The sequence below is a fragment of the Bradyrhizobium sp. UFLA05-125 genome (assembly GCF_059803515.1).
Genome location: NZ_JBANBJ010000006.1, coordinates 153226 through 173436 on the forward strand (window position 1 = coordinate 153226; position 20211 = coordinate 173436).

Here is a 20211-nt window from a genome sequence, read left to right on the forward strand (position 1 = left end):
GCGAGTTAAAAAATCGCAAGTGACGCAATTGCTTGCGCTCTTTCCACATGGCGAAAAAAGAAGGGCCGGCAAGATTGCCGGCCCTCCTCGCAAGATCAGTGTGGTTAGCGATCAGTAACGCGCAGCCGCTGGGCCGGCCCAATTGAAGCGGTAGTTGACGCCCGCCTTCACGGTGTGATCGTCGGTGGTGAAGCTGCCGGCCGACACCAGCGCGGCCGGCGCGATGAAGGTGGCGCTGCCGAAATTGTAGTACTGATACTCGGCCTTGGCCGACCAGTTCGGAGCGAACATGTATTCGAGACCGGCCCCGACGGTGTAGCCATTGCGATGATCGCCGGAGATCGCGAACGCGACCGGCGCCCCGCCGAGTGTCACATGCTCGTTGTTGTCGGAATAGGCGTAGCCACCCTTCACGTAGAGCAGGCCCGGGCCCCAGGTGTAGCCGACGCGGCCGGTGATCGAGCCGAGCCCGCGCTGGTCGTTGGTGTAGGCGTAGCCGCTCGGGAACACCGCGCCGACGCTGCCGGACAGCCAGGAGTACTGGCCTTCGACGCCGACCACGAAGTTCGGGTGGAACTGCCAGTCCGCGCCGGCCTGGAGACCGCCGAGGAAGCGGCCATTTCCGTTGTTGCCGGTGGAGAGGCCGTTGAAATTGTTGTCGCTCGAGAACGCGCCGCCGAGATGCGCACCGAGATAGAAGCCGGTCCAGTTGTAGATCGGCGAAACATAAGCCGGCGCAGGCGCCTTGTTGTAATAGGGCCGGGCGCCGAGATCGGCGCCGACGGCGGGCGCGGCCGCGCTCAACGAGAGCAGCGCAACGGTCGCGAACAGAATCTTCTTCATCGTCTCTAACTCCAACACTTCATTCCCCGCAGGCGCGCTTTCCGCGCCGTCGTTGCTTTCGCAGATAGCGGGCTTTTGACTAAAATGCTGTCGCATGCGTGGCACAGTCGCCGCCAACCCAACGTATTGGCGGGCAAATGCTTTTCGTGCTTAACGGCGGCTTAAGAAACAGTGAAGAAAAGCTTAACGCGCAGCGTTCGTGGAGACGATCGGCCGCTCTTCGTTACGCCAGGCGCCGGCGCACCTCCTCGCGCATCTGCTCGCGAAACTTTTCGCGCTGCGCGGGCCGGTCCTTCTCTGCGATGGTATGACGATCGAAGATGTCGAACTTTTCCAGGATCGGATAGCGCTCGCTCGCCATCGCGAGCACGCCGAGCACCTTGGCCGCCGACGCGCTCGGGCCGCGGACCTCCCAGCGCCGGATCGTCACGGTCCCGCTCGCAGCCGGCAGGCCGCACAGCTTGGCCATGTCGGCGACCGTCAGCTCCCGGCCAAGCGCCTCGGACAGGTCGGCGCGCAATTGCTTCAGTTCGGGGCCGGTCATGTCACCTCAAGTCAGAAGTCGATGAGGTGAATGCACTAGCGCTGATTCGGGCCGATCCGAAGGCGGGCCAGTCTCATCCGCCGGGACCTGCCAAAGCGACGCAATCAACCTCCACGTCGAATGGCCCTGGCCACGACGGGACATGCACGAAGATGCGCGCGGGGGATTCGTCCTCGAAGTAGCGGGCGTAGACCTCGTTGAACGCGGCGAAGTGCGAGGGGGCGGGCGTGCAATAGACGTTGCACTTGATGACCTGTTTCAGCGCGGAGCCTGCCGTTTCCAGGCAGCGCTTCATCTGGTCGAGCACGATTTCGGCCTGCCGCTCGAATGGCAGTGGTCTGATCTCGCCCGTTTCGGGATCGAAGGGCGGCAGTCCGGACAGATAGACCAGGCCGTTGGCGACGACCACCGGATAGATCGGGCCTTTGCGGCGGCGTTCGAGATAAGTCGAAATCGGCTCCACGCGGATTCGTTTCATGTCGCTCCTCCTGGCCCTGCTGGCAGCCACCAAGCTACCGCATGCCGGCCGTCAATGGTTCGGCGGCTGCCGAACTGTCGCCGTTGTGGAGCTGCGGCCGCCGCGATAGGATCAGCCATGGTCGCGGCGGCAAACATGGTCGAGGTGGCGGCATTGGTTGGCGACACCGCCCGTGCCACCATGCTGGCCGCGCTCATGGGCGGACAGGCGCTGACTGCAAGCGAGCTCGCTGCGCGGGCGCGAGTATCAAAGTCCACCGCCAGCGGACATCTCGGCAAGCTGGTCGGTGCGAGGCTGCTCAGCGTGACGCAGAAGCGTCGCAACCGCTACTACCGCATCGCGTCGCCTCTGGTGGCGAGGATGCTGGAAAGCATCAAGGCTGTCGCCGCCATCGAGGCTCCGTCGCGTCACCAGCCGCGTTCGATCGGCGATGACCGTCTCCGTTTCGCACGCACCTGCTACGATCATCTGGCGGGTCATCTGGGGGTTGCCATCGCCGATGCCCTCGTTGCCAAAGGGCACGTTGTCCTTACGGACGACGGCGGCGAGGTGACCGCTTCCGGTACGCGTTTCCTCTCCCTGTTCGGTGCCGAGCTGGCACCGACGTCCCGGAGCAGGCGAATTTTCTGCCGCCCGTGCCTGGACTGGAGCGAGCGCCGCTATCACGTCGCCGGCCACGTCGGTGCGGAAATTCAACGATGCTGCCTGGAGCTCGGCTGGCTGAGGCGCGATCGGGACACGCGGGTCGTGCGCATCACGCCGGCCGGGCATATCGGCTTGCGCAAGACATTTGGCATCGACCTGAGCGACGCCAGCCGCGGTTCTTCAAATGCCCGTTCGTGAATTCCCATGCTAGTCTCTCCTTGCCGGTTGCGCGTCAGCGAGGGGAATTTGCATGCCCGTGTTCAAGCTGCCCCTGTCGGGGGATGTCGTTCAGTCGATCTATCCGTCGTTCTTCAGCCCCACCGGCGGCCAGCTCGGGCTGGTCAACATCACGGTCGGGCAATCCTCGGCGCCGGAGGTCGAGAAGGACGTGCTGTCGGATGTCGGCAGCTACGGCAAGCAGATCGGCCAGATCGCGGACGCGCTGCTCGCGGTCATCGAGCATCTGGAGGGGGACGCCGACGGGATGCTTAAGCGAGACAAGGCAATCAAGGACTTCAAGACCATGCTGCACGCGGTCGCCAAGGTGAAGAACGCCCACCATCGCGAGGCACGGCGCCCGCGCGACTGATCGCGTCATACGTTCTGCACGTTCTGTCCGGGGGAGGCGGCGAGCGGCCCCTTTGGCGCAGTCGGCATCCGCCGCACAAAAAATGTACAGCGCGATCCTGTTTTCACTTGATTCATCTTCCTGTCACGGAGACAAGTCCGCCATGGACAACGCCACCCGCTCGGAACGATCTCGCAACGCTGCGCTGGAAGCGGCGATTGCCATCATTGCGCGCGACGGACCCGGCCGGCTGACGCTCGACGCCATCGCGCGCGAGAGCGGCCTCAGCAAGGGCGGCGTGATGCATCAGTTCCGCACCAAGGAAGCCGTGCTCAAAGCACTGCTCGAGCGCCAGATGGCGCATTTCGAGGAATTTTCGAACAGCTACATGGCGAAGGTGAGCGCAACCTCCGCGAACCCCGCGCTCGCAACCCAGCTCGCGACAGTCCGCGAAGCGGCCGCGTCGCCGAATTCGGCGGCGCTGGCGCTGGTCGCGGCCATGGTCGAAAATCCCGGCCTGATGTCGTTGCCGCGCGATCGCGAGATGAAGCGGGTCGCGGCCATCAAGGCGGAGGCCGCCGACCCGGATCTTGCATTGCTGCGTTGGGCCGCTGCACGCGGACTGCTGCTCAGCGGCCTGTTCGGCATGTCGCCGCTCAGCAAGGAAGAGCATCAGCGCCTGTTCGCGCGCCTGCTCGACGATAGTCAGTGGAGCGCGCTGGAAAAGCCTGCCAAGCCGCGCACCGTGAAGACGGGTGCAACGACGCCGGCCAAGAGCGCAACCGCGCGCAAGCGCGCCTGAGCGGCCGTCAGCAATACGAATCCCTCACCGCCAGGCATGCTCCAACCCCTCATCCTGAGGAGCTTGCGGAGCAAGCGTCTCGAAGGATGAAGGCCAAGCTGCAAGAGCGGGCCTTCATGGTTCGCCCGGCGATGCGAAGCATCGTCCGGAGACGGCGCTGGCGCGCCTCCTCACCATGAGGGTCAAATAGCGCGACCGGCGCGGCCGACGGCATCAGCCGCGTTTTCGTACTTTACAAACCGTCTGGTCGGTTTTATAAACGAGGACACTGAGGCCCGGCCCAAGGCTTCGGATCATGGCCCCGGAAGATGCCTTGGGTCGGTAGTTGTGAGCACCGCAGCCGCGTTCTTGTCCCGTGCGCGGCTGCGGTCGCCGCTGCCTCTCGTTGCGTCTTAAGAGGAGTATGGAATGGATCGCTCGATCGCCATGCGCGGTCTGGGAACGCTCGCGCTGTGCGCCGTCGTGGTCGGCTGCGCCAGCGTGACGCCGGTGCCCTATTCGGAGATGGCCTCGTCGGCCTATATGGCGCCAGACAAGTCGGACACTTCCGGCCGCGTGCCCTACCGCTACTCCGCGCAGGTCGATTGGCGCACCTACAATAAAGTCATCCTCGACCCCGTCGTGATCTACCGCGGCAAGGATCATCAGTTCGGCGACATGTCCGACAAGGACAAGGCGACGCTCGCCGCCTACATGCAGAACCGCTTCGCCGACAAGCTGCGCAGCCGCTTTGCGCTGGTGAGTGCCCGCGGGCCGAGCACGTTGCGGGTGCGGCTGACCCTGACCGGTGCGGTCGCCAACACGCCAGTGCTCGGCACGCTGTCGCGCTTCGATGTCGCGGGCGCCGTCTATAACGGCGTGCAAGCCGCGCGCGACGGCGAGGGCACGCTGACCGGCTCGGTCATCTACGGCGTCGAGATCTTCGACGCCTCGACCTCGCGCCTGCTCAGCGCGTACGTCACCAAGCAATACCCGAACGCCTACGACATCAAGGCGAGCGTCGGCTCGCTCGCGGCCGCCACGGCCGGCATCGAGAAGGGCGCCGACGCCTTCATGGCGCAGCTGAACTGAAGCGAGAGAGGCCGAGAGATGAACATCCTTCTTCGCATCGTCGTCCGTGTCGCGATCACCATCGCGCTGATGATCTTCGACGGCCGCGCCGGGGCGATGAGCCCCACCGATCCCGCCGGCACCTGGGTCACCGAGGACGGCCGGGCACGCATCCGTCTCGAGCGCTGCGGTTTGGGGCGCGACCGCATCTGCGGCTTCATCGTCTGGATGAAGACCCCGACGGACAAGCGCGGCCAGCCGTTCCGGGACAGCGAAAATCCCGATCCCGACAAGCGCGCTCGCGCGCTGCTCGGCCACCAGCTCATCATGGGCCTGGAGGCGACACCGGAAGGCCGCTTTGCGGGCGAGATCTACAATGCCGAGGACGGCAAGCGCTATTCCGTCTCGCTGTGGCGCGAGGCCGCCGACAGACTGAAGCTCAAGGGCTGCCTGATCAGGTTCTTGTGCCAGACCCAGACCTGGCAGCAGACCTTCGACGCCCAGCCGGGCCAGCTCATCGGCCTGACCGGTGACGTCAACGGTCCCCGCGCCGACAAGGAATGGGCCGCGGCGTCGCCGCCGAAGCCGACGCCGGTGAAGGGGAAGTAGAGGCTACTTCCGCAGCGGCTCACCTGGTCGGTGAGGGGTTGGGCGCCGTCTCCTCATACTCCGTCATTGCGAGCATAGCGAAGCAATCCAGAGTCCCTCCGCGGAACGATTCTGGAATGCTTCGCTGCGCTCGCAATGACGACGTGGTGGAAGCGTGTCCGCCGCTACTTCCCCAGCGCCCTCTGCAACTCGGCAGGCGCCTCGCCGAGTTGCTCGCGATGCGCGGCACTGATCTAGAAGGCGATGGCACTGTCCTGCGCCGCGTGCCAAGATGCATCCGATCGTCAAAAACAGTTTCAACAACCAGATCGGTGGATCATGAATGATCAGCCTTTTCCAGGACCCGCCTTGCGCCCGCTGAGCTTGCAGATCGGCGCCCAGATAATCGCCGGCTTCGAGAGCGCAGGCACCGGCCGCCCGATCCTCCTGATCCACGGCAACTCATCCTCGTCCCGGATCTGGCAGAAGCAGTTGCAGGGACTGCCGGGGACAAAATTCCGCGTGATCGCGATCGACCTGCCGGGGCATGGTGCGTCGTCGCCTCCGCCCAATCCTGAGGCCGACTATTCAGGCCCGGGCTATGCCTCCGTGATTGCCACGATCGCCCGTGAGCTCGATCTGAAAAAGGCCGTGGTGGTCGGCTGGAGCCTCGGCGGCCACGCCGTGCTCAATGCGGCGGCTGCGCTGCCGATGGCCGCCGGTCTGATGATCTTCGGCACGCCGCCGATCGGCAAGGCGCCGGACGGCTTTTCCGGCTTCAAGGGCCTGTCGGCGACGGTGTTCACGCCGAAGCCGAGCGAGCCCGAGATCGAGGATTGGACGAAATCGGCCTTCGCGCCCGGCTATGCTCCGATTCCCGATTTCGTCGTCGCGGACTTCCGCAATACGGACGGCAACGCCAGGGGTTATCTCGGCGCCAACGTCCAGGCCGGCCGCATCTCCGACGAGGCCGAGATCGTCCGCAATCTCAAAATTCCGCTTGCGATCGTCCACGGCCGTGAAGAGCAGATCGTCGATCTCGGCTATCTCCAGCGACTGGCGGCGCCGACGCTTTGGCGCGGCGAGGTGCAGGTGATCGATGGCGCCGGCCATGCGCCGCAATGGGAGAAGGCGGAGGCGTTCAACAAGTTGCTCGACGAATTCGCATCGAGCGTTTGACCTTCCTCATCTCAACCCCGCCCTTCGAAATCCCTCCAGATAGTGCTCGCGATCTGCTTCGCTCCGCCAGGGCAGTTGCGTCGTGATCCAGGCGAGCGAGATATTGGGCTGGGTGCGGCGCAGCTCCCGCAAAGCAGTCGTGGCCAGCTCCTGATCGCCGCGCATCCCGGCCGAGACCGCGAGCACGCGATAGGCGCCGGTGAGATCGCCGCGGTGGCGGATCGCCTCCCGGGCAAGGGCGATCGCCTCGTCATAGCGGCGCTCGGTGAAGCGGGCGTAGCCGGCGATGCCGTAGTAGATCGCGAGCGACGGATCGCGCGGACTGAGCCGAATGACCTTTTGCGCCGCCTCGAACGAGCAGCTCGACCGGCCGGCATAGGACAGCGCCAGCGCGTAATAGCCCTGCGCCAGCGAGAAATTAGGGTTGAGCCTGAGCGCCTGCTCGAACTCCGACAGCGCGTCGTCCAGTCGCCGCGTCGAGAAGTAGACGCTGCCGAGCGCGGTATGCGCCCAGGCATCCTCGTGATCGCATTTGACCGCCGCGAGCGCGGCAGCTTCCGCGACGGGGGCCGCGGTCGCCAGCTCCGCCCAGCCGAGATGCACGCCGAACATGTGGCTTGCCGCCAGCAGCGACAGGGCCTGGCCGTAATCGGGATCGATCGCGATCGCCTGGGCGAGCAGCGCCTGCGCCGTCAGATGATCTTGCGGCGTCACACGCCAGTAGTGCGACAGCCCTCGCATCAGCAGGTCCCAGGCGTCCAGGCTCGATGGCTGCTTGCGCCGGGCGTGAAAATTCTCCGCCGCATAGATCTGCGGCTCGATCGCCGCGACGATCGCGTTCGTGATCTCGTCCTGAACGGCGAAGACGTCGCCGAGCTCGCGATCGTAGTGCTCGGCCCAGATGTGGCTGCCGGTGACGGCGTCGTTGATCTGCGCAGTGATCCGCACGCGGTCGCCGGCCTTGCGCACGCTGCCTTCGACGACATAGCCGACGCCGAGCTCGTCGGCGATCTCCCGGATGTGCACCGCGCGGCCCTTGTAGGTGAAGGACGAGTTGCGGGCGATCACCAGGAACCAGCGCACCTTCGACAGCGCGGTGAGGATGTCCTCGGCGATCCCGTCGCAAAAATACTCCTGCTCGGGATCGTCGCTCATGTTCTCGAACGCCAGCACCGCGATCGCCGGCCGCTCGGGAGCGCTCCGTGGCGCCTTCGCCTCGGCCGCAGGCGGCGCCAGAGTCTCGTCCAGCACCTCGCCGACGAAGCGAAAGCCCTTGCGCGGGATGGTCTTGATCAGCCGCTGCCTAGCGCCGTCGTCGCCGAGCGCCTTTCGTGCCGCATTGATGCGGCTATTCACCGCAGAGTCCGAAACGATGCGGTTGTCCCAGACCTCGTTGATCAGGTCGTCCTTGGTGACCACACGCGTGCGTTGCTCCACGAGATAGAGCAACAGATCGAATACCTGCGGCTGCAATGGAACGACCGCGGCGTCCTGCGTTAGTTCGTGCAGTTCGCTATCGAGCACATAGTTTTCAAAACGAAATCGCACGGCCTCGTCATCTCAAGCAAAAATCAGCGACGTCTCAGGCGAAAATCAATCGTCCGCAAAAGTTTCGGCGCGTCCAATGCGGCAGGGTGTAGCGACCCAAGAAGTGCCGATCCCGGCACAACGGAGCTACATATGAGCCAAGTTCATTCCGACGTGAATATCAGCCCGGATGTCGTGGGCTCCAAAGTTCTCAAGTTCATCGCCTTTCTGTACGGAATTGCCGCCTATCTCGTATTTCTCGTGACCATCCTCTACGCCATCGGCTTCGTCATGGGCCTGGTGGTGCCCAAGAGCATCGACACCGGGACCGATTCCTCGGCGATCGAGGCGGTCACCATCAATCTGCTCCTGATGGCGCTGTTTGCCGTTCAACACAGCGTGATGGCACGGCAGCGCTTCAAGGCGTGGTGGACGCAGTTTGTGCCAAAGCCTGTCGAGCGCAGCACCTATGTGTTGCTGGCGAGCCTGTCGCTGCTGCTCCTGTTCTGGCAGTGGCGGCCGCTGCCGGCGATCATATGGGACGTCCAGGATCCGGATGTCGCCGTGACCATCGTCACGCTATCCCTTGCCGGCTGGGTGCTGGTCTTCATCTCGACCTTCCTGATCAATCACTTCGAGTTGTTCGGTGTGCAGCAGGTGACCCAGCAACTGGTCGACAGGCAGGCCTCGCCGCCGCGTTTCACGACGCCGCTGTTCTACAAATTCGTCCGGCATCCGCTCTACCTCGGCTTCATCATTGCGGTCTGGGCCGCGCCGACCATGACCGTGGGCCACCTGTTGTTTGCATCCGTGATCACGCTCTACATCCTGCTCGGCATCACGCTCGAGGAGCGCGACCTCGTCGCGATGTTTGGCGACGAGTACCGGCAATACAAACAGCGCGTATCGATGCTTATTCCCTGGCGCCGGTCGGCTTGAGCCGCTCTTCACCTCTCCCCGTAAGAACAGGGAGAGGGAGACGAGGCATTCATCATTCAAGGAGAACACTTCAATGAAACACGTCGGAAACTGCTTCTGCGGCGCCGTCGCGATCGAAGTGACGGGCGCGCCGGAGGCGATGGGCTACTGCCATTGCCGTTCCTGCCGCTCGTGGTCGGGCGGGCCAGTCAATGCATTCAGCCTGTGGAAGCCGGAGGCCGTGCGCATCACCGCCGGCGCCGATCACGTTACGACCTATGCCAAGACGCCACTCAGCCAGCGCAAATATTGCCGCAAATGCGGCGGCCATCTCATGACCAGCCATCCGCCGCTCGGCCTGATCGACGTCTTCACCGCCGCCATCCCGACGCTCGCCTTCACGCCCGCCGTCCACGTCAACTACGCCGACACCGTGCTGCCAATGCGCGATGGCCTGCCCAAGCTGAAGGATTTTCCCGCAGAGTTCGGCGGCAGCGGCGAGATGATGAAGGAGTAGGTGATCGCTTCGCCTCTCTCCGCTCGCGGCGAGCGGCCGGAATGCGTGCGCAGCGCGGATTCCGGGTGAGGGGGAGCTTCCGCAAGTCCAACTCTCGCCGTGATTGCGGATGCAGCCCCTCACCCCAGCCTTCTCCCCCGCAAGAACGGGGAGAGGGGCCGGCTACCGCAACCCTGCGCGCCGCAAGCCTTCGAGGTAATGCTCCCGATCCTCGGCGCGCTGCATCGGCAGCTCGCTGGTGATCCAGGCGAGCGACACGTTGGGCTGGGCACGACGCAGGCCTTCGAGTGCGGAGGCCGCCAGCTCGCGATTGCCGAGCATGCCGGCGGCGGCCGTCAGCGCGCGATGCGCGCCGACGAAGTCGCTGCGCTGCCTGAGCGACTCGCGCGCGAACTGGATCGCGTCCTCGTAGCGATGGCCGATGAACTGCGCATAGGCGGCGACCCCGCAATAGATCGCCGAGAACGGATCGCGCGGACTGAGCCGCAGCGCGCGGCGTGCGGCCGCCTCGCCGTCCTCCCAGCGGCCCGCATAGCACAGCGTCACGCCGTAGAAGGCGTGCGTCATCGCAAAATTGGGATTGAGCCGCAGCGCGAGCTCGAATGCGGCGATGGCGTCGTCGAAGCGCCGCCGGAACAAGTAGGTGTAGCCGAGCCCGTGATGGGCCCAGGCGTCGTCGCGGTCTGCCTCGACCGCGGCGAATGCGGCGCGCTCCGCGATCGGCAGCGTGGCCGCCATGTCGGCCCAGCCCATATGGGCGCCGAACATATGGCTGGTCGCGAGCAAGCCGAGCGCCTTGCCATAGGCCGGGTCGATCGTGATCGCCTTCTCGAGCAGCCCCTGGGCTGCGACATTGTCGCCCCGTGTGATGCGCCAGTAACGCGACAGCGCGCGCATCACCAGATCCCAGGCATCCAGGCTTCCCGGCGGCTTCTGCTGGGCGCGAAAGCTTTCGGCGGCGTAGAGCTGCGGCTCGATCGCGGCGACGATGGCATCGGTGATCTCGTCCTGCACGGCGAAGACGTCGGCGATGCTGCGGTCGTAGCGCTCGGCCCAGAGATGGCTGCCGCTCGTTGCGTCGTTGAGCTGCGCGGAAATGCGCACCCGGTCGCCGCTCCGCCTGACGCTGCCCTCGAGGACGTAGCGCACGCCGAGCTCGCGGGCGATCTCGCCGATATGCACCGCGCGGCCCTTGTAGACGAAGGAGGAGTTGCGCGCGATGACGAAGAACCAGCGCAGCTTCGACAGCGCGGTGATGATGTCCTCGCTGATTCCGTCGGAAAAGTAATCCTGTTCGCGGTCGCCGCTCATATTGGTGAATGGCAGCACCGCAATTGCAGGGCGATCGGGCAGCGGCAGCGCGGCCGGGGCTTCCCTGGCCTGGCCGGCAGGCTCCGCCAGGCTGGCATGGCCGTTCCGCATCTCGACGTCGCCGACGAAGCGAAAGCCTTTGCGCGCCACGGTGCGGATCAGCGCCTGGCTCGCGCCGGAGTCGCCGATCGCCTTGCGTGCCGCGTTGATCCGGCTGGTCAGGGTCGATTCCGAGACCGAGCGCCCAAGCCAAATCTTGTCGATCAGCTCGTCCTTGGTCACCACGCGGTCGCGATTCCGCATCAGGTGAACGACGAGATCGAAGACCTGCGGCTCGACCGCGATGGGAACCCGATCGCGGCTCAGCTCCCGCCTGTCGGTATCAAGTAAGTGATCGCTAAACAGAAACTGCACTGCGACGACTCTGGCCTCATGACAAAATCAAGCATCCGAAATGGCAACATGAATTGGGCTTTGATTCTGTGAGTCCATCGAAGATGCATTTCGGTTCATCGGAGCGTCGGCGGTTGCCCTGAACTGGGCAGATGCCAGCTATGTCGCCGATGGGCGGCCGGGCGATGGAACCGGCCAAGAGGGGGGCAGACTTTCGCCAAGAGGGTAGACCTTCCAAGGGTGGGCAAAAGTCGCAATTTGCGCCGTGCCCACCCCCCAATTTATGGCGAGGCGATCACGGACACGGATGCCGGCGGCCGTCATTGCCAAGGAAGGTGCCGCTGTTTGGATCGTAGGACCGGTAGCGCTGCATGCAATAGGCGACCGCATCGTCGGCGGGTGGTGCTGCATAATAGGCGGGGGGCGGAGGCGGATAGCCTGGACCGTAATAAGGCGCAGCCAGCGCGCCGCCGATCAGCGCGCCGGCGGCGAGGCCGCCGACGAATGCGCCGCCGCCCCAGCCGCGATGTCCGTACCAGCGGACCTGCTCGACATTTGCGGATTGCGAGGGCGCGACCGCCAACGGATGGCCGATCGGCGCGGCGTATGTCGGCGACGGCGCGCCTGCCGCAAGGCTTGCAAGCAGTACGGCTCCAGCAACTGAGCGAAACGATTTCAACATCAAGGTCTCCTCGTCATGCGAAGGCGATCGACGCCTCGCGCCAGAGATAAAGCAACCCGCCGGTACCGATGGATTAAAGTTTCGACAGGATGACGGCTCGCAGCGACCGGGCTGAAGCAGCCGCGCCGCGATCGCAGCGCCTATCTCACTGAAATATGACCTTGGCGCTGCTCAACCGGGCCACTGGGGCGGCAACGTGTTGAAAACCAAGATGCGTGAAATTGCGTATCCTGGCTCAAGGCGCGCAATTGGCTCGCGCACTTGCGCCATGCGATGCTAGACTTAGATGGAATAGTAATTTCGGCAGAGGACCCGGCATGACCGATCAACGCAACACCTCCACTCCCATCGATCCCGCAAAACTCGACCGGCTGGCCGAGGTGGCGGTGAAGGTGGGCCTGGGCTTGCGGCCGGGCCAGGATCTGTTGCTGACCGCGCCGGCAATCGCGCTGCCACTGGTACGGCGGATCGCGGTGCATGCCTACAAGGCAGGCGCGGGCATCGTCACGCCGATCCTCTCCGATGAGGAGATGACGCTGGCGCGCTACCGCCACGGTGACGACAACAGTTTTGATCGCGCTGCCGGCTGGCTCTACGAGGGAATGGCAAAGGCCTTCTCGGAAAATACTGCGCGACTGGCCATTGTCGGCGACAATCCGATGCTGCTGTCGGGCGAGGACCCCGCCAAGGTGGCGCGCGCCAGCAAGGCCAATTCCATGGCCTACCAGCCTGCGCTGGAAAAAATCGTCAATTTCGACACCAACTGGAACATCATCGCCTATCCGAGCGCGTCCTGGGCGAAGCAGGTGTTTCCCGATGATCCCGAGGACATCGCGATCGGCAAGCTCGCGGATGCGATCTTTGCCGCGTCCCGTGTCGATCGCGCGGATGCGATGGCGAACTGGGCGCAGCACAATGCGGCGCTGCGCGAGCGCACGGACTGGCTGAACGGCAAGCGTTTCCGCGCGCTGCAATACTCCGGGCCAGGCACCGATCTGACCATCGGTCTTGCCGATGGTCATGAATGGGAAGGCGGTGCCTCGTTCTCCAAGAACGGCATCAGTTGCAACGCCAACATCCCGACCGAGGAGGTCTTCACCACGCCGCATTGTCGGCGCGTCTACGGCCACGTCATCAGCTCGAAGCCGCTGTCCTATCAGGGCACTCTGATCGACAACATCGCCGTGCGCTTCGAGGACGGCAAGATCGTCGACGCAAAGGCCTCGCGCGGCGAGGAGGTGCTGAACAAGGTGCTCGACACTGACGAGGGCGCCCGTCGGCTCGGCGAGGTGGCGCTGGTGCCGCACTCCTCGCCGATCTCGCAGAGCGGGCTGTTGTTCTTCAACACGCTGTTCGACGAGAACGCGGCGTCGCACATCGCGCTCGGCCAGTGCTATTCGAAGTGCTTCGTCAACGGCGCCAAGCTGACGCCGCAACAGATCGCGGCGCAGGGCGGCAACCAGAGCCTGATCCACATCGACTGGATGATCGGCTCGGCCGAGACCAACATCGACGGCATTCTGGCCGACGGCAGCAAGGAGCCGGTGTTCCGCAAGGGCGAGTGGGCGAAATAGCCGCGCGAGCATGATCCGGAAAAGTGGGAACCGGTTTTCCGATCAGATCATGCTCAATCAAAAAAAGCCTCATGCCGCTGCGTTGCGCAGCATCGGAATGCGATCGATCGTGAAGCGGTTGAACAGCGTGGTGAACGGGCTGCCGTCGGTCGCGCGCACGATGGCGTCGGACGCGGCGACCGCTTCATAAAGCACCCCGATGGGATCCGCTAACGCGGGAAGGTCGAACGCGTCACGGATCGCGTCGCGGGCGTCGTTGATGTCGTCCTCGTCGTCGAGCGTCGCCTCCAGCGCGACCGCTGCGCGCCGCATCTGTTCGAGGTCGCCGCCGGCGGAGAATTTGAGGATGTCGAGCCAATAGGGACAGGCGACGACGATCTGGATGAAGTCCTCGAATGTTGCCGCGATGATCCCGGCGCGGCCCTCCGACGAAGCATAGAGCACATGGTTTGACGGCAGCAGCACGAACGCGCCGCCCGAGCCGTCGCTGCCGACTTGCCGGGGCGCCTCGATGCCGTCGATGGAGAACCAGTCGGGCGGCGGATCGTCGGCTTCAAGGCAGACGTCGAGGGCCGCGAGGTGCCCGGCAGCCTCGCTGTTGGCGCTCACGGCCTCGGGGAAAAGGGGCATCGGACCGGCTCCTTGCTGATTGGACTCCGCGCATTTTGTCGCACCCTGCAAAAACCGGGTTCAAATGCACGAATCCAAAGGCAAATCGACGCGTTAGGCGCGCCGCACATGCAACTTGCGGCTGATTGTCCGGGCCCGCGTAAGGAAGAATTAAAAAACGGATTCTAGCGTCATGCGCACTGTTTGAAACGGCCCGGGGCCTGGGCCAGCCCACTCATATTTCTATCCCCAGAGGAAGCCGATGTCGCGCGCATTGATTGAAACCGGAAATTGTGCCGTCGATCTGGAGCTGCGGCCGATCGAGCCGTCATGGATCATCGAAGGCAATCCGGTGTCGCGGTCGCACATCCTGTCGACCAGCACCGACGGCACGGCATCGACCATCATCTGGTCCTGTACCGAAGGCCGCTTCAACTGGTACTACGATTTCGACGAGACCATCATGATCCTTGAAGGATCGATCGTGCTCGAGAGTGAAGGCTTGCCGTCGAAGCGCTACGGGGCCGGCGACGTGATCTTCTTCCGCGACGGTGCGCATGCCAAGTGGCACGTCGAGGGCTACGTCAAGAAGATCGCCTTTTGCCGCAAGACCAATCCGGCACTGATCGGCTTCATGGTCCGTGTCGTCAACAAGCTGAAGCGGATGTTCCTCGCGCCCGGCGAGCGTCGTTCCGCGACGCTTCTGGGGGCCGGCTGACCCAAGTTCTACCAAGGCGCTTCCCAGCGAATGGCCTCGAAAAGGGCCGGGACCAACGTCCCGGCCCTTTCTCATGTCATGACGGCAGTTCGAGCCGGTAGAAATCGGTCGCCGTCTGCGCGAACAGAGCCGTCTTCTCGGCTTCACCCAGCGGTTCGGCGATGCGCTTGAAGGCATTGAAGATCACCCGGTAGCTGCACTGGCCCTTGTCCGGTGGGAAATTGCTCTCGAACATCGCGCGCTTCGCACCAAACGCCTCGATGCAAGTCTCGACATAAGGCCGCCACGCCGCCGCAAGCTCCTCGGAAGATGGCGGCCTTTCGCGCAGATGGAAGTCATAGCCGAGCAGGCACATCGCAAGCCCGCCGAGCTTGACCACGACGTTCTCGCATCTCGCGATCTCCTTGATTGCCGCCCGCCATACCGGAAACACCTCCTCGCGCCTGCCTGCGAACCGGCCGGTGCCGGCCGGCCCGCCGCAATGATCGAGCACGATTCTGGTGTCGGGAAAGGCACGCGCCAATTCGGCCAACTCGCCGATCTGCGGATGAAACAGCCAGGCGTCGAAGCTCAGGCCCAGCGGCGCGAGGCAGGCAAAGCCCTTGCGGAAGGTCGCGTCCTCCAGCAACCGCTTCGGCCGGTTCGCATACATGCCCGCGACCACGGGGTCCTCGTCCCAGGCGGAGGAATGCCGGATGCCACGAAAGCGGCCGTTTCCGGCGGCGATCTCGGCTTCCAGTACCGGTTTTGCCGCATCACCAAGCAAGAGATTGACGTGGCTGACGATGCCGGCACAGATCGCGGCCTTGCCATAGCCGCCGCTTGCACTCATCGCGGCGACGCCGCTCGCGAACTCGACCTCGCCGACGGGGCGGAAGGCCTCAGGCCCGTGCGCGCGGTACATCGAGCGGCAGTCGACATAGACGGTTGCGATCACGTTATGGCCGGAGGCGATGTCGGTGGCCATCTCCTCGATCAAGTAGCGCTGCCCGCCGCGATCCCAGAGGTGGTGGTGGGGATCGACGATCGGCCGCAGGGGATCGATGACCTCCTCCTGGTGCAGCGCGAGCCAGTCCTCGCGCGGATCGGCAAAGAGTCCGCTCTTGTTGGCGGGCATATTGCTCGCGGCCATCGGCATTCGCTCCCCTGATTGTCGTTGCGGTAAGGCTAGCATCCGGGGGCGGTGCGCGGCAGCGCGTGTTGCGCAACGCGCCCTTCTGCGAGAGCGGATCAGGCGGCCCGGCGGCGCCGCGCCTGCACCTCGACCACCAGCCGCCAGTCCGGCGACGTGGGCGGCTTGCTCTCGCCGAGCCAGTGGAACGCATTCTCGGAGATCTCGGTAAAGCTCCAGCGTGACAAGTCGCCGTTGTCGGTGGCGCCTTCCTGCACGATGTCGGCGCCGCTGCGACGGCCGATCTGCTGACGGAACACGCTGCGGCGGGGATCGAGCCAAAAAATCCGCCAGGCGTCGATGGTCGGATCGTACACGCGCAACGTCGTGCCGTACCAGTTACCGGCGATCGGGAACGGCGGTGCGCCGGCGGGGCGAGGGATCATCCAGACGTCCTGGACGGCACGGCCCTCCAGCACCCAGCCGAAATGGATTTCGCCGACCGCGCGATGGGTGGCGCCATCAGGAGCGTGCGCGATGATCTCGGCATCCCAATCGCCGATGAACTGGCCGTAAAGCCTCAGCGCTTGCGCATGTTCGCGGTTGGGCCCGTCGGCGTGCAGAAATCTGGCAAAGTCGGTCATGTCAGTCTCCGTTGCTGCGGAGAGACCATCACGCGCAGCCGGCAACCGGCTTGGAGAAAATTGCGCGGGCGCGCCTCAAACGCCGTCGAGGATGATCACCGTCGGCGTCCCCGGCAGCGAATCCCGCGATATCCGGAGCGAGCGTTCGAGGCGGCGGTCGATCTCGAAGTCGCGGCCGATCCGGCGCATGAAGTCGTCGAGGGGCGTTGCGAAGCGGTGCATTGGCAGCACGACGGAGGCGCGCAGGCGTTTTGTGATCTCGGAGATGCCGTCGAGCGACATGGTGTAGGTGCCGTCGATCGGCACCATGACGATGTCGAGCCGGCCGATCTGGGCAAAATGGCTGTCGTCGAGCTTGTGGTGGAGATGGCCGAGATGGCCGATGCAGAGACCGGCGACCTCGAAGATGAAGATCGAGTTGCCGTCACGGATCATGTCGGTGCCGGAATCGTCGCCGAAATAGCGGCGGATGTCGGTCGTGACGTTGCGGATGAAGGTGTCGCCGATGCGCTCTGAGATCTGCGCCGGCTTGCCGTCTTCGCCCCAGCCATGCAGCACATGGGGAATGCGTTTGTCCGGATATAAGGAGTAGTGCGTGCTGTGGGCGCGGTTCATGGTGACGACGTCGGGCAGCCGGCCGACCTGATAGGCGCCGCTATAGTCGGTTGCGATGCGCAGGCCGCCGGGCGTGTCGATGAAATAGGTGGAATGGCCGGCATAGGTGATCTCGACCTCGGCTGCATTCGCCGCCTGCTGAAAGACGACCGGCAGTGCGCGCGGCGCCGCATTCGCCATCGCCAAGCACTCGCTGCGCTGGAGCTGTTGAGCAGTCGCGGGCGAAAGGGATGCGCCGAGCAGCGCAAGGAGCGCGGAAAGAAGTCGCCACATTAGATCCGTCCCCAATGACGTCGGGGAAGTCTAGCGTGCAATTCAGCCTGCGGCCAATCGATCGGGATCAACAGCGCGTCAGTTTCGCGTCCCTTCACTCCCGCCGCGGGCTGAACTTCCAGGTGACGGCGACGAGGCCCGCGGTGATCAGGCCGCTGACGACGCCGGCGAGAGGAAGCGCGAGCAGTAGCGCGGCGGTTGCCGCCCAGCCGATCGAGGAAAAGGCCTCCGCGAAGGTCGCAAGGCGCGACGAGGTCTGCCGGCGGCGGAATTGGCTGCGCCGCGCTTGCACGCGGAACCAGAGCTGGATCGCTGTTGCGGACGCCGCACTGACGATGATCGCACCTGCCGTGATCGCCGCCTGGAGCGGCGAGGCAAAGGTGAGCGCTGCGATCAGCGGAGCGAAGATCACGGCGATAGCGATCAGCACGACCTCGATCTTGGCGCGGATGACGTGCGAGGGCGACAGCGGGGCGGTCGCGACGAGGTCGGGGGCGTCCTCGCCCGAAATCGTCAGCCAGGCGAGACCGCCGGCAAGCTGTCCGGCCGCCATCACGATGACGGGCGTGATCAGCATCAGCGCCGCAGAGCTGTCGGCAAAGCTCCGCCACAACAGGAGTGCCGGCGGCACCAGATAAAGCAGTTGCATCAACGTCTGCGAGATCAGCCAGGGATCGCGCCACAGCAGCATGAATTCCTTGCGCCGCAGCGCCTGGGCACGCGAGCCAGCGCGGAAAGGCCGCTCGCGCGTGGTGCGGCGGCCGGATGTCCCGTGGGCGGCGGCATCGATTGCGGTGTCGGCGAAGCGCCCCGAGAACAGCGCCATCACGCCGCCCAGCATGACGAGGCCGAGCGCGAGCAGCAGCGCCAGCGCCTCGCTGTCGCCCATCACCGCCCGCGCAGGCCACCAGAGGATGCTGTCGACATCGGGCGCATAGGCGGCCGTGGCATCAGAGGTCAATACCGCGAAGCGCGACAGCGTGCCGTAGGAGATGATCGCGGCGATCTGGAGCGCGATCACGAAACCGGCTCCGATGATCGCGGCCAGGATTTGCGCGATAAATCGCGTCCGCGCCGGGCCGATCAACCGGAACAGCAGGATCGTGATGGCGATCGCGACGGCCGCGGCCGACATCCCCATGGCGACGACCACGCCGAACGCCGCGAGCCATCGCGGCCCGCCGCCGATCACCAGCACGTCGATGAAGGGCGTGGAGAACAACAGCGCCATCATCGTGACCGCGAGCGCAATCGCGGCGATGCGCACGGAGAATAGGTTGGTGAGCGTTGCCGGTGACGACATGATGAGATCGAGATCGGCGCGGGCGTAAAACACGCGCGTCACCGATTCGATCGCCTGTGACAGCATCAACGACCAGGCGAGCGCGATCGTGGCCGAAATCACGATCAGCGACGGTTTGTCGAGCGGCAATTGAAGTCGGGCGAAGCGGCCGATCACGGCCCAGGCAGGCAGGTGCAGGAGTGCCGCAAAGGCGATCAGGCCGATCACGGCGGCGCGCTTCCGCTTGCGCTGGCCTGTCATCATGGCGAGCCATTCGCGCCAGGCGAGGCGGAGCTCGTGGCGGGCAAACCACGACAATGCAGTCGCCGAGCTCATGCGGCGGCAGCCTCCAGCGTGACCAGCGCGATGAAGAGATCCTCGAGGCTGGTGTCGGTGTGGCCGTTCTGCTGGCGCAGCTCGGCGAGCGTGCCTTCGGCAACGAGGCTGCCCGACGCGATCACGCCGATCCGGTCGGCCATGCGCTCGGCGACCTCGAGAATATGCGTGGTCATGATCACGGTGCAGCCAGCGCGGACGCGCTCCGCCAAAAGGCCCTTCACGTGGCGGGCGGAGAGGGCATCGAGGCCGGTCAGCGGCTCGTCGAGAATGATGAGCAGGGGGTCGTGGACCAGCGCGCCGGCCAGCGCCACCTTCTGGCGCATGCCCTTGGAAAATCCTTCGCAGCGCTCGTGGCGGTGTGGCGCCAGGCCGAGCGAGCTCAACAGCTCCTGCGCCACGGGTTCGGAGAGGGCGGGCGCTATGCCCCAGAGCCCGGCGACGAATTCGAGATATTCGAGCGGCGTCAGCTTGTCATAAATCATCGGCTCGTCCGATACCCAGGCCATCACCTGCTTGGCGGCCACGGGATCGGCGAGGGCATCGATGCCGAAGATCGACACCGCGCCGGCATCGGGCCGCAGCAGTCCCGCGACCATGCGCAGGGTGGTGGTCTTGCCGGCGCCGTTGGGGCCTACCAGCGCGTAGAATTCACCGGCGTGAATGGTGAGATCGAGGGAATCGACCGCCAAACGGTCAAAACGCTTCGTTAACCCTCGTACGCTCAGCGCCGAGCTGTCCGGTTTCATGACGGCCACACCATACGGTTTCGCATCGCTTGCGACCTTGATCTGAAGATGTTTCGGCGCGGTGAATCAACCTGCCACAAATTCCGTCATCCCGCAGGGATTCATCCGTCTCTCGTTTTATTGACAGCGCTAGGCGGTTCAGGCTGAATTGTACCGGGCAAATGGCGCTTTCCGCGAGTCATATGATCGCGTAGCGACTGGAACAAGATGCGACGAGACGGCCGCCAAGAGCCGCAGGGGAGCATCGGGGAGGAT

22 protein-coding genes are annotated in these 20211 nt (G+C 64.6%); 10 read left to right on the plus strand and 12 right to left on the minus strand.

Annotated elements, in window-relative coordinates:
• Positions 1-111: 111 nt before the first annotated feature.
• From SO156_RS09600 to SO156_RS09610, 3 genes are all read right to left on the minus strand, one after another.
• Positions 112-843: an outer membrane protein gene (locus SO156_RS09600; protein WP_458146869.1), complete on the minus strand. Its 732-nt coding sequence runs from the start codon at positions 841-843 to the stop codon at positions 112-114.
• 223 nt (positions 844-1066) lie between these two features.
• Complete coding sequence (locus SO156_RS09605; RefSeq protein ID WP_458146870.1) at positions 1067-1387, minus strand: hypothetical protein; 321 nt, start codon at positions 1385-1387, stop codon at positions 1067-1069.
• 73 nt (positions 1388-1460) lie between these two features.
• On the minus strand, positions 1461-1865 hold the full coding sequence (locus tag SO156_RS09610; RefSeq protein ID WP_458146871.1) for a RidA family protein: 405 nt from the start codon (positions 1863-1865) through the stop codon (positions 1461-1463).
• Between the two features lie 117 nt (positions 1866-1982).
• Between SO156_RS09610 and SO156_RS09615 the strand changes: the two genes are divergently transcribed.
• The 6 genes from SO156_RS09615 to SO156_RS09640 all read left to right on the plus strand — a co-directional run bounded on the left by SO156_RS09615 (position 1983) and on the right by SO156_RS09640 (position 6697).
• The gene (locus SO156_RS09615; RefSeq protein WP_498534596.1) at positions 1983-2708 is read left to right on the plus strand and encodes an ArsR/SmtB family transcription factor; all 726 of its coding nucleotides are present in this window, start codon (positions 1983-1985) and stop codon (positions 2706-2708) included.
• A 52-nt stretch (positions 2709-2760) separates the two neighbouring features.
• Positions 2761-3099: a hypothetical protein gene (locus SO156_RS09620; protein WP_458146873.1), complete on the plus strand. Its 339-nt coding sequence runs from the start codon at positions 2761-2763 to the stop codon at positions 3097-3099.
• 142 nt (positions 3100-3241) lie between these two features.
• Complete coding sequence (locus SO156_RS09625) at positions 3242-3880, plus strand: TetR/AcrR family transcriptional regulator (RefSeq protein WP_498534597.1); 639 nt, start codon at positions 3242-3244, stop codon at positions 3878-3880.
• Positions 3881-4288: 408 nt separating this feature from the next.
• Complete coding sequence (locus tag SO156_RS09630) at positions 4289-4951, plus strand: DUF3313 domain-containing protein (RefSeq protein ID WP_498534598.1); 663 nt, start codon at positions 4289-4291, stop codon at positions 4949-4951.
• Positions 4952-4969: 18 nt separating this feature from the next.
• Positions 4970-5539, plus strand: coding sequence for a DUF2147 domain-containing protein (locus SO156_RS09635; protein ID WP_458146876.1), 570 nt, complete (start codon positions 4970-4972; stop codon positions 5537-5539).
• Positions 5540-5857: 318 nt separating this feature from the next.
• Entirely contained in the window at positions 5858-6697 is an 840-nt protein-coding gene (locus SO156_RS09640) for an alpha/beta fold hydrolase (protein ID WP_458146877.1), read from the plus strand.
• Between the two features lie 6 nt (positions 6698-6703).
• On the opposite strand, the gene SO156_RS09645 is transcribed toward SO156_RS09640, so the two are convergent.
• A complete protein-coding gene (locus SO156_RS09645) occupies positions 6704-8245 on the minus strand; it encodes a winged helix-turn-helix domain-containing tetratricopeptide repeat protein (RefSeq protein ID WP_498534599.1) in 1542 nt (513 codons plus the stop codon).
• Positions 8246-8377: 132 nt separating this feature from the next.
• Between SO156_RS09645 and mddA the strand changes: the two genes are divergently transcribed.
• Positions 8378-9163, plus strand: a complete 786-nt coding sequence (gene mddA, locus SO156_RS09650) for a methanethiol S-methyltransferase (protein WP_498534600.1) — start codon at positions 8378-8380, stop codon at positions 9161-9163.
• A 73-nt stretch (positions 9164-9236) separates the two neighbouring features.
• Positions 9237-9659 carry a GFA family protein gene (locus tag SO156_RS09655; protein ID WP_458146880.1) on the plus strand — a complete coding sequence of 141 codons (423 nt, stop codon included), beginning with the start codon at positions 9237-9239 and terminating at the stop codon, positions 9657-9659.
• A 162-nt stretch (positions 9660-9821) separates the two neighbouring features.
• On the opposite strand, the gene SO156_RS09660 is transcribed toward SO156_RS09655, so the two are convergent.
• The gene (locus SO156_RS09660; protein WP_458146881.1) at positions 9822-11384 is read right to left on the minus strand and encodes a winged helix-turn-helix domain-containing tetratricopeptide repeat protein; all 1563 of its coding nucleotides are present in this window, start codon (positions 11382-11384) and stop codon (positions 9822-9824) included.
• Positions 11385-11658: 274 nt separating this feature from the next.
• Positions 11659-12045 (minus strand): BA14K family protein, encoded by a 387-nt coding sequence (locus tag SO156_RS09665; RefSeq protein WP_458146882.1) that lies wholly within the window; start codon positions 12043-12045, stop codon positions 11659-11661.
• 317 nt (positions 12046-12362) lie between these two features.
• Between SO156_RS09665 and SO156_RS09670 the strand changes: the two genes are divergently transcribed.
• Positions 12363-13619, plus strand: coding sequence for an aminopeptidase (locus SO156_RS09670; protein WP_498534601.1), 1257 nt, complete (start codon positions 12363-12365; stop codon positions 13617-13619).
• A 69-nt stretch (positions 13620-13688) separates the two neighbouring features.
• On the opposite strand, the gene SO156_RS09675 is transcribed toward SO156_RS09670, so the two are convergent.
• Positions 13689-14249 carry a hypothetical protein gene (locus SO156_RS09675; protein ID WP_458146884.1) on the minus strand — a complete coding sequence of 187 codons (561 nt, stop codon included), beginning with the start codon at positions 14247-14249 and terminating at the stop codon, positions 13689-13691.
• A gap of 241 nt (positions 14250-14490) precedes the next feature.
• On the opposite strand from SO156_RS09675, the gene SO156_RS09680 reads away from it, so the two are divergent.
• Positions 14491-14946 carry a cupin domain-containing protein gene (locus tag SO156_RS09680; protein WP_458146885.1) on the plus strand — a complete coding sequence of 152 codons (456 nt, stop codon included), beginning with the start codon at positions 14491-14493 and terminating at the stop codon, positions 14944-14946.
• Between the two features lie 76 nt (positions 14947-15022).
• On the opposite strand, the gene SO156_RS09685 is transcribed toward SO156_RS09680, so the two are convergent.
• The 5 genes from SO156_RS09685 to SO156_RS09705 all read right to left on the minus strand — a co-directional run bounded on the left by SO156_RS09685 (position 15023) and on the right by SO156_RS09705 (position 19956).
• Positions 15023-16078 (minus strand): amidohydrolase family protein, encoded by a 1056-nt coding sequence (locus SO156_RS09685; RefSeq protein WP_498534602.1) that lies wholly within the window; start codon positions 16076-16078, stop codon positions 15023-15025.
• A gap of 98 nt (positions 16079-16176) precedes the next feature.
• Positions 16177-16701 carry a hypothetical protein gene (locus SO156_RS09690; protein ID WP_498534603.1) on the minus strand — a complete coding sequence of 175 codons (525 nt, stop codon included), beginning with the start codon at positions 16699-16701 and terminating at the stop codon, positions 16177-16179.
• Positions 16702-16776: 75 nt separating this feature from the next.
• Positions 16777-17589, minus strand: a complete 813-nt coding sequence (locus tag SO156_RS09695) for an MBL fold metallo-hydrolase (RefSeq protein ID WP_498534604.1) — start codon at positions 17587-17589, stop codon at positions 16777-16779.
• A 94-nt stretch (positions 17590-17683) separates the two neighbouring features.
• Positions 17684-19207 (minus strand): permease, encoded by a 1524-nt coding sequence (locus SO156_RS09700; RefSeq protein ID WP_498534605.1) that lies wholly within the window; start codon positions 19205-19207, stop codon positions 17684-17686.
• Positions 19204-19956 (minus strand): ABC transporter ATP-binding protein, encoded by a 753-nt coding sequence (locus SO156_RS09705; protein WP_458146890.1) that lies wholly within the window; start codon positions 19954-19956, stop codon positions 19204-19206. The genes SO156_RS09700 and SO156_RS09705 overlap by 4 nt, the downstream gene beginning before the upstream one ends.
• Positions 19957-20211: the final 255 nt, after the last annotated feature.

Bases quoted from the DNA above. Each gene is read 5' to 3' on its own strand.
- SO156_RS09600 (WP_458146869.1), bottom strand. From the start codon at position 843: ATGAAGAAGATTCTGTTCGCGACCGTTGCGCTGCTCTCGTTGAGCGCG.
- SO156_RS09605 (WP_458146870.1), bottom strand. From the start codon at position 1,387: ATGACCGGCCCCGAACTGAAGCAATTGCGCGCCGACCTGTCCGAGGCG.
- SO156_RS09610 (WP_458146871.1), bottom strand. From the start codon at position 1,865: ATGAAACGAATCCGCGTGGAGCCGATTTCGACTTATCTCGAACGCCGC.
- SO156_RS09615 (WP_498534596.1), top strand. From the start codon at position 1,983: ATGGTCGCGGCGGCAAACATGGTCGAGGTGGCGGCATTGGTTGGCGAC.
- SO156_RS09620 (WP_458146873.1), top strand. From the start codon at position 2,761: ATGCCCGTGTTCAAGCTGCCCCTGTCGGGGGATGTCGTTCAGTCGATC.
- SO156_RS09625 (WP_498534597.1), top strand. From the start codon at position 3,242: ATGGACAACGCCACCCGCTCGGAACGATCTCGCAACGCTGCGCTGGAA.
- SO156_RS09630 (WP_498534598.1), top strand. From the start codon at position 4,289: ATGGATCGCTCGATCGCCATGCGCGGTCTGGGAACGCTCGCGCTGTGC.
- SO156_RS09635 (WP_458146876.1), top strand. From the start codon at position 4,970: ATGAACATCCTTCTTCGCATCGTCGTCCGTGTCGCGATCACCATCGCG.
- SO156_RS09640 (WP_458146877.1), top strand. From the start codon at position 5,858: ATGAATGATCAGCCTTTTCCAGGACCCGCCTTGCGCCCGCTGAGCTTG.
- mddA (WP_498534600.1), top strand. From the start codon at position 8,378: ATGAGCCAAGTTCATTCCGACGTGAATATCAGCCCGGATGTCGTGGGC.
- SO156_RS09655 (WP_458146880.1), top strand. From the start codon at position 9,237: ATGAAACACGTCGGAAACTGCTTCTGCGGCGCCGTCGCGATCGAAGTG.
- SO156_RS09665 (WP_458146882.1), bottom strand. From the start codon at position 12,045: ATGTTGAAATCGTTTCGCTCAGTTGCTGGAGCCGTACTGCTTGCAAGC.
- SO156_RS09670 (WP_498534601.1), top strand. From the start codon at position 12,363: ATGACCGATCAACGCAACACCTCCACTCCCATCGATCCCGCAAAACTC.
- SO156_RS09675 (WP_458146884.1), bottom strand. From the start codon at position 14,249: ATGCCCCTTTTCCCCGAGGCCGTGAGCGCCAACAGCGAGGCTGCCGGG.
- SO156_RS09680 (WP_458146885.1), top strand. From the start codon at position 14,491: ATGTCGCGCGCATTGATTGAAACCGGAAATTGTGCCGTCGATCTGGAG.
- SO156_RS09685 (WP_498534602.1), bottom strand. From the start codon at position 16,078: ATGGCCGCGAGCAATATGCCCGCCAACAAGAGCGGACTCTTTGCCGAT.
- SO156_RS09690 (WP_498534603.1), bottom strand. From the start codon at position 16,701: ATGACCGACTTTGCCAGATTTCTGCACGCCGACGGGCCCAACCGCGAA.
- SO156_RS09695 (WP_498534604.1), bottom strand. From the start codon at position 17,589: ATGTGGCGACTTCTTTCCGCGCTCCTTGCGCTGCTCGGCGCATCCCTT.
- SO156_RS09700 (WP_498534605.1), bottom strand. From the start codon at position 19,207: ATGAGCTCGGCGACTGCATTGTCGTGGTTTGCCCGCCACGAGCTCCGC.
- SO156_RS09705 (WP_458146890.1), bottom strand. From the start codon at position 19,956: ATGAAACCGGACAGCTCGGCGCTGAGCGTACGAGGGTTAACGAAGCGT.